The organism is Pseudozobellia sp. WGM2, from assembly GCF_017810075.1.
GTDB lineage: Bacteria > Bacteroidota > Bacteroidia > Flavobacteriales > Flavobacteriaceae > JADNYK01.
This window is the reverse complement of record NZ_JADNYK010000004.1, coordinates 665,910-674,489: the sequence shown is the minus strand read 5'-3', so window position 1 is coordinate 674,489 and position 8,580 is coordinate 665,910. Positions and strand designations below refer to the sequence as shown.

At 36.3% G+C, this 8,580-nt stretch carries 4 protein-coding genes; 3 read left to right on the top strand and 1 reads right to left on the bottom strand.

What is annotated here, in order from left to right:
* On the bottom strand, positions 1–5,969 hold a 5,969-nt coding region (locus IV512_RS12690), incomplete at its 3' end, for a non-ribosomal peptide synthetase (protein WP_209403899.1).
* Between the two features lie 418 nt (positions 5,970–6,387).
* On the opposite strand from IV512_RS12690, the gene IV512_RS12685 reads away from it, so the two are divergent.
* The 3 genes from IV512_RS12685 to IV512_RS12675 all read left to right on the top strand — a co-directional run bounded on the left by IV512_RS12685 (position 6,388) and on the right by IV512_RS12675 (position 8,440).
* On the top strand, positions 6,388–7,998 hold the full coding sequence (locus tag IV512_RS12685) for an MBL fold metallo-hydrolase (protein ID WP_209403897.1): 1,611 nt from the start codon (positions 6,388–6,390) through the stop codon (positions 7,996–7,998).
* A 62-nt stretch (positions 7,999–8,060) separates the two neighbouring features.
* Positions 8,061–8,219: a transposase gene (locus IV512_RS12680; protein WP_209403895.1), complete on the top strand. Its 159-nt coding sequence runs from the start codon at positions 8,061–8,063 to the stop codon at positions 8,217–8,219.
* Complete coding sequence (locus IV512_RS12675; protein WP_371743295.1) at positions 8,216–8,440, top strand: integrase core domain-containing protein; 225 nt, start codon at positions 8,216–8,218, stop codon at positions 8,438–8,440. The genes IV512_RS12680 and IV512_RS12675 overlap by 4 nt, the downstream gene beginning before the upstream one ends.
* Positions 8,441–8,580 lie beyond the last annotated feature (140 nt).

Sequence of the window (8,580 nt, the reverse complement as noted above, 5' to 3'; positions counted from 1 at the left end):
TCGTTTCTCGGGGCGACGTACTGTGTCCCGTCGCCTAGTTCCATGGTCCGTGGGTCGGGGAGCGCTTTTTTGTCTATCTTCCCGTTAGGTGTCAGCGGCAGTTCCTCCAGGCCGACGAAATGGTTCGGTACCATGTAGGGGGGAAGGCTCTTGGCGATGTCCTCCCTTATGTTGTCCCTGTCGAAGTTCTCCCCACAGGTATAGTAGGCGACCAAGTCCCTGTTCCGGTCCTTGTCCTCCCTTGCCACCACGACGCATTGTTCGGTTCCGTCCAGTTGCAGTATCGCGCTTTCTATCTCCCCTAGTTCGATACGATGGCCCCTTATCTTGACCTGGTCGTCCTTGCGTCCCAAAAACTCTATGTTGCCGTCGGGGAGCCATCTTCCCAGGTCCCCTGTTTTGTACAGTCTTTGGCCCTTGGTGAAAGGGTGGGGCACGAACTTCTCCCGGGTGAGTTCGGGCCTGTTGAGATACCCTCGGGCCAGTCCGTCCCCGGAGATGCAGATCTCCCCGGCGACCCCTTTGGGGAGCAGGTTGTGGTCGGAATCGAGAATATATACCTGGGTGTTCCAGATTGGAGATCCGATAGGAATTGTGGTATTCTTGGAATCTGTCTTGAAATATGTTACATCTATTGATGCTTCGGTAGGGCCATAAAGATTTTCAATAGGAATATTTGAGAGGTCATACCATTCATTTACCGTTTCTAGAGGCAAAGTTTCTCCGCTAGTTATAATACGATTTAAACTGTTGATTAAACTAATGTCATTATCTTTAAGAGCATTGATAAATAACTTGAACATACTGGGAACAAAGTGAAGTGTATTTACTTTATGTTTGCCAATTAGGTTTATTAGTTGAGATGGAGAATATATATCCCCTCTAGTGCATATAACCATTTTATTGCCCCAACAAAGCGGTAAAAATAATTCCCAAACTGAAACATCGAAAGTGAATGTTGTTTTAAAGAGAACAGTCTCATTTTTTTCAAAACCTAAAGTCTCCCACATCCAATTGATTCTGTTAACAATCCCTTTATTCTCTATCATGACTCCTTTTGGTTTCCCGGTGGAGCCTGATGTGTATATCACGTATGCGAGGCTGTCCCGATTTGCCTTGTTTCGGGTGTTTTCCTTTCCGAAGCGTTCCTTCTGGTCGAGGAAGGTGTCCAACAGTCCCTGGTCGATGACGGCCTTTGCCCCGCTGTCCTGTACCATGTACCGTATGCGCTCTTCGGGGTACTGAGGGTCTATCGGCAGGTACGCTGCCCCTGTTTTGAGCACGGCCAGGATTGCGACGATCATCCATTGGCTCCTTTCGAGCCGTATCGCGATGAGCTGGTCCGGTTCCGGGGCATAGTTCTTTGCCAGGTAGTCGGCGAGCTGGTTTGAGAGTTCGTTGAGTTCTTTATAGGTCAGTTGTTGTTCCCCGAATACCAGAGCGGTGTTGTCCGGGGTCTCCTCGGCCTGTTCCTGGAACAGTTGTATGATGGTTTTGTCCTTTGGGTATTCGGCCTTGGTGTCGTTGAAGGTGTGGAGCAGCTCGTGGCGCTGTTCTTGGCTTATAATTGACACCTTTTTGTAAGGTAAATCCGGGGAAGAAACCATCACTTCAAGAATTTTAATATATGCATCAAGCACTTGCATCATTACATCTTTAGAATAGATATCTGAATTGTACTCCCATTCGACTATGATGGCTCTGTTTGCTTCTTCCATCCCTTGTTCAAAAGGTGTAACTACTACCACATTGATGTCAAACTTGGCTGATTGGTTGTGTGAATCTAAAACTTCCAATTCAAGATTGGGAAGAAATAGATTTCTTGACGGAGTGTTCATGAAACTGAACATATATTGAAATAAAGGCATCAACCCTAAACTTCTATTTGGAGCGACATGTTCAACTACTTTTCCAAATGGTGTGTCTTCATAGGTATAAGCTTCAAAACATGTTTTCTTTACCTTATTAAGCACCAATTTTAACGAATCTGAATTATCAAACTGTGTTCGTAAAGTAAGAGTATTTATGACCATTCCTAGCATATCTTCTATAGAAGCTAATCGTCTATTCGCATTAGCTGTTCCTACACAGATATCTGTTTCATTACTAAATCGGCTTAAGACGATTTTAAAAGCTGATAACATAGTAATGAATAATGTAGAGTCATTATCCAAACTGAATTCTCTTAATTTATCGGATAGTTTTTCATTAATTGTTTTAGTCAATAATTGTCCATTCCCAGTAATCTTTTTTGGGCGCTTGTTCTTTTGAGGTAATGATAATACAGAAATATGCCCTTCAAGCTTCGTTTTCCAAAAAGATATATGATTCTTGAGTGTTTCATCTGTAAAAAATTTTTTTTGCCAAAAGGAAAAATCTTTGAACTGAAGTTCTGATTTTGTCAATGAATAATTTGCATCTTGAGTTAGTTTTGAATATGTTTCGATAAATTCTCTTAATAATATCCCCTGTGTCCAACCATCATGTATAAGATGATGTTCGCAAAATACTAACACGTTATCTTGTTCTGCTCTTTGCAAAATAGTCACCCTTAATAAGGGACCTTTTTCCAAGTCAAATTTTAGATTTCCTTCTTTTAAAATAAAATCTCTGACGTAACTGTTTTGCTCCTCCAAAGAAAGTCCGATAAGGGACACGACTGGAATATCAAGATAATAGGGCTCAATTATTTTTTGATATGGAATTCCTTGAATGACAGGAAATAGGGTTCTTAATATTTCATGCTTCTCAATTAGTAAAGTAAAAGTTTTTTCAAGGACGGAAACATCTAGGTCTCCAGACATTTTAATGGCCCTAGGCACATAGTAGGCCTTGTTTTCTTTATTTAACTGATTTAAGAACCAGAGTCGTTCTTGAGAATATGACAATGGATATAATGCCTGTTTCGGAGCTTTATGTAGTTGGAATGATAAAGATACTTCTTTAGATTCTAAAATTTTGGCTAACTCATGAATTGTAGGAGCTTCATAGAATTCCTTTAAAGAAATGTCTTGTTTTTGATTTTCCCTTATAATTCCAATACATTGATTGGCAAGTAATGAATGTCCACCAAGTTCAAAAAAGTTAGTATGAATATCTATTTCTTTTAAACTTAAAATATCCTTCCAAATTTTTGCTATATCTTTTTCTGTATCAGAAATCGGTAGACATATTTCTTTTTTAGGAATGAAATTATTAGGGGCTGGAAGATGTTCTGTATCAACTTTTCCGTTTAAATTAAGTGGCAGTTTATCAAGAAATATTATATGATTGGGTATCATATAAGCCGGTAACTTCTTTTTTAATTCTTTTAGCAGATAGGTATCAGTATATATTTTATTATTGCCTGATAGGTAAACTATTAATTCTGAAGTATTTCGAATCTCCTTTAAGGTAACAAGGCAATTCTCTATAGAAGGGTCTATTGATTTTATTGTTAAGATTATTTCTTGAGGTTCAATACGATATCCTCTAAAACTTAATTGGTCATCTTTTCTGCCCAAAAAAAGCAAATTATCTTGACTATCCCATTGTCCTAAGTCACCTGTTTTATATACTCGTTCACCCTCAACTTTAGTAAATAGTGATGTGGTTAATTTATTATTGTTTATATAGCAATTTGCTAATCCTTTACCGGCTAGTGCTATTTCTCCAAGTGCTCCTTTTGGTAAAAGGTTATTGTTTTTGTCGAGTATGAATACTTTTCTGTTAGCAATGGGTTTTCCAATAGGAAGTATTAAATCTTTTGGAGTGATTTTATGATAAGTGGCGCAAACAGTGCTTTCCGTAGGTCCATAAGTGTTGTACACCTCAGCTTTATCTAATAAATTACTTATTTGTTCACTTCTTAGAACATCGCCTCCACTAATGATAGTTTTTAAAGAAAGAACGTAGTTTTCGTAATTTTTATTTAGATGTTGAACAGTATAAGGATTGGTACTTAGAAGGGTTACACCATTTCGGCTACATTCCTGAAATACATTATGAAAATCTTTTGGATTTTCGGCTATGACTAAGGTTCCGCCAACACTTAAGATAGGAAATATTTCCTCGATTGAGGTATCAAATACTAATGAAGATTGTTGGATAACACAGTCTGAATCGTCAAGCTTAAAGTAATTTGAAAAAGTAATAGTGTAATCAATTAGCGACTTGTGCATAATTGCTACTCCTTTGGGCTTTCCTGTTGACCCAGAAGTGTAAATAATATAAGCTTCATCTTCAGGTAGAATTGAAATAGTATCAGAAACGACTGGCAATTTATTATTTAATATGGTTGTTAACTGAATGCACTCACAATGAAATTGAGATGTGTCATCTATTAACAAAAGTTTAATTGCACTATCCTGAATTATAAGTTCTTTTCGTTCATTAGGTAATGACTTATCAATTGGCACGTATGTAGCTCCAGATTGAAGGATACCTAATATTACAGGAATTACATCAATGGATCGATCTAACAATACTCCAATTCGATCACCTTTTTTAACTCCTTTTTCATTTATATATGCGGATACCCTTTTGACCTTCTTATCTACCTCTGTATAACTTAATTTTTCTTTTTTATAAACAATAGCTTGATTTGAGGAAAAATCCTGTACGTTTTTCTTCCATAATTCTACAAAATTGTCCATTTCAGCACTTCTAATTACTCCAGCAGAAATAGCTTTTGTTTCCTGTTTCTGAGTTTCTGTAGCTATGGATATGGTATTAATACTATTATTAAGTAATCCTGAAGCATTCTGAAGAATATGAGCTAAGGATACAATGATCTCATCGGCTATGTATTCGGGAACGTAACTTCCAGCAATATCAAAACGAAATTTTAAACCTTCCTCATTGTAGTCCATCACATGAACTGATATAGGATCTTCCTCACTGTGATTTGATAAGGCTACAAGTTCCGTATGACAATTTGAAAATTGATGCTTATATTCAAAATTTTCATAAGATATCCTCACATCATACAGTCTATTTCCATTAAAGGATAGTTCCTTAATTAAATCAGCTTGTTGAAATTTTTGATGCCTTAACATACTGAAAAGATTCTTTTTTATTTGCTTGATAAGTTGTAAAAAGGAAATATCAGTAGGCAGTTTTATCTGTAAAGGGAGTAGATTAATTAAAGGGCCGAATATTTTTCTATCAGCTCTGCTGATTCTATTAAGTATCGGAGTTCCAAAGTTTAGCTCCTGGGTAAAATAGAACTTAGAGAGTACTATAGAAAAACTCGCTAGTAATATGTGGAAAACACTAATGTTATCTTTCTGCGATATCAATTGTAATTTTTTCAATGAGTTTTCAGACAAATACAATTCTTTATTATAAATGGTATTTGCTTGAGTTGACTTAGCATAAATGAGTTTTGGAAATGCGGTAAATTTTTGCTTCCAAAATTCTTTGTCTTTTTCAAAGACCTCAGAATTATAATATGATTTCTCTTCAGTGACATGTTGATTGAACTGCTTAAAATTAGCTTTATCGACAGCAATTGTAATCCCTGTCAACGAGGAATAAATAGTGCTAACTTCATTAAATAATAATTTAAATGAATAACCATCTCCTATTAAGTGATGTAGTTTCGTATACCAGACGAAAGAGTTAGGACTAATCTTGATGAGCCAAATTTTAAATAATCTTTTCCCATGATAAATATCAAAGGGAATACTGAAATCTTTTTGAATTAGATTAAGTGCTTTTTCTTTGATGTTCTCTTCGAAATAATGGATGTCTTCATCAATATCTCGCACATAAATACATGAAAATGGATTGCCTTTTTCTTCTCGAAACACACTTTTTAGTATAGTATGTTTTGTAGAAAAAATTGATATTGCTTCTTTAAATAAATTATAATCAATAAAACCGTTAATAACCGCGTATCCTCCAATGTTATATTTAGGAGACTGTGGAGTAATTTTTTGACCTAACCAGAGATATTTTTGAAGAGAAGAAATTTGCTCTTTTTTCATTATGAAGAATATTGCTGAAATTATTTTATAGTTTTTGAAAGTAGTTAAAATTTTTTTTAAAATGTAATAGATTCCTTTAGAAAATTATAATCTTTGCCTTTTAAAAAAAGTTTTAACTACAAAAGAATAGTTGATTTTACAAAATAAATGGAGGAATTATCCTTAATTATTGTAGCTTTCTCTTTAATAAGAAAAGGTGAAATTAGAATATGATAATCATAAATTTTAACTGTCCCATGAAAAAAAGCAAGTTTACCAAGAGGCAGATAATCAAGACTTATAAAGAAAGTGAGCAAGGGAGAAGCGTCGGGAGGATATTCAGGGAGATAGGCGTTAACGGTAGTATCATTATTACCTTCTTATAGGGATATGAGGTTTATCTTTCGCTCATTACTGTTAATAACTAAAAACTACTATTATGGAATTTAAAGACGATGACTTGGTTTACGTTAAGTCAAATTTGGCCATTGAACCTTTGATCGACAATTGGTATGCATGGGCACACCTAATATCACCTGCAACTGCAGCTATGAATATACAAGATAGGCATTTAAAGATAATGGAGTCCTACGTAGAATTACCTCAATTGCACGCTGATGCTGTTAAAAACCCAAAAATGTTGGGAGGTCCGTTTGTCGATCATAATGGGGAAAGAGTTGACGAAATTAAAGGTATGATACAGAATACAAAATCTAAATGCGCAAATCTGCTGGAACTACGAAAAGACATACTGACATTATTCTCTTTGTTGAAAGAACAAGATGGATATTCGCTTCAAGAGATTTACCCGAAAATACCAGAGCGTTTAAATGGCTTGGTAGAACTTTTCTACGATATTAATAATAACGCATCTTTTCGATTCTTTGAACATCTATTGTTCGAGACTGAATTTTATAATGAATCTCTACAGAGTTTCAATCTTTTTTTAGTAAAAGATGATGATGCTAGATCTTTTGTTTTAAGTACTCCGAAGCTTCCAGAACCAGATTTTTTAAGAATTGAACTACCCCTTAAAAGCAAAGAAATAGATGAGTTATTCGAAATGAGTCGAAAACCTAAAAAGTATAGGGAGATTAGAGATATTTTTTCAATTAGGCCAGAAGATAATTTACTTTTTAGGAGTTTTTTCTCCACGGAAGTACCTAGAAACTACAAACCTTACAATGGAGACGGTGTCCTTACCCGATACTTTGGGCATGCATGTATATTAGCAGAGACCAAAAACACGACTATTCTTGCCGACCCTGTAATTAGTTATGGATACGATTCGGATATTTCGAGATATACTTATGAAGACTTACCTGAGAAAATCGACTATGTGGTAATTACTCATAACCACCAAGATCATGTGCTTTTGGAAACCCTATTGCGGATTCGTCATAAAATTGAATATATCGTTATTCCCAAAAGCAGCGGAGGAACAATTCAAGATCCGAGCCTTAAGCTCATGTTTCAGAAGCTTGGCTTTAAAAAAGTTATTGAATTAGGTGAAATGGAAACTATTGAGTTCGATGACTGTTCTATTACAGGACTTCCTTTCTTAGGCGAACATAGTGACCTTGATGTGCGATGTAAGCTTTGCCATCATATTAAATTTGACAATGGCACTCGCATGTTGTTTGCAGCCGATTCGTGCAATGTATCCCCAATGTTATACAACCGCATTCATGAGATAATTGGAAATATTGATGTGATTTTCTTGGGAATGGAATGTCATGGAGCTCCACTGTCCTGGTTGTATGGACCGTTAATGCCTGAGCCTCTTCCAAGGAATAAGGATCAATCTAGGCGATTGGCTGGTTGTGATTTCATGCAAGCCAAAGAATTGATTGACACCTTTAAACCTAGAGATGTTTTTGTCTATGCTATGGGACTTGAACCTTGGTTGAAATACATCAGTTCAATTAAATATACAGAGGAATCAAAACCTATAGTTGAGTCAAACAAGTTGCTAGCGTATTGTAGTAAAAAAGGAATTTCTTCAGAACGCCTATTTGGAGAAAAAATAATCGAATATGAGAAGGTGTAGCCTTCCCAAAAAATAGGACAGTTTAAAATTCAGATTTTCTAACTTTAAATTTTAACTGTCACATGAAAAAAAGCAAGTTTACCGAGAGCCAGATCATCAAGGCACTGAAAGTGAACGAACAGGGCCGCAAGGTGGGTGATATATCCCGTGAGATGGGCATCGACACCAGCACTTTTTATTGTTGGAGGAAGAAGTACGGGGGGATGGATTTGTCCATATGAAGCGCTTGAAGGAGCTCGGGGAGGAGAACCGCAAGCTCAAGCAGATGTACTCCGAGGCCTGGAAGCTGACCCAAAAATGGATGGAGGATTACAATACAAGGCACCCCCATTCATCCATCGGGGATATGCCGCCCAGGGAATACAGGAACCGTTTCGGGGAAGAATTCTTCCCCGAAACGAACAACATTAATGATAATTTTATGAATTTAGCGATGTCCTAAAAGGGGTAAGGCTACAAAGGAATCGAGTAAGGGGGATATTAAAGGTAATGATTGGAATTAAATAAAGATTTGGGCATTAAAAATTAGTATACCTAAATATTCCGTGGAACAGTTACTTATAGTTCTAAATGAGAAGGAGT

What these genes read in the sequence shown, in the direction of transcription:
- IV512_RS12680 (WP_209403895.1), top strand. Translation starts at nt 8,061, where the DNA reads ATGAAAAAAAGCAAGTTTACCGAGAGCCAGATCATCAAGGCACTGAAA.
- IV512_RS12675 (WP_371743295.1), top strand. Translation starts at nt 8,216, where the DNA reads ATGAAGCGCTTGAAGGAGCTCGGGGAGGAGAACCGCAAGCTCAAGCAG.
- IV512_RS12685 (WP_209403897.1), top strand. Translation starts at nt 6,388, where the DNA reads ATGGAATTTAAAGACGATGACTTGGTTTACGTTAAGTCAAATTTGGCC.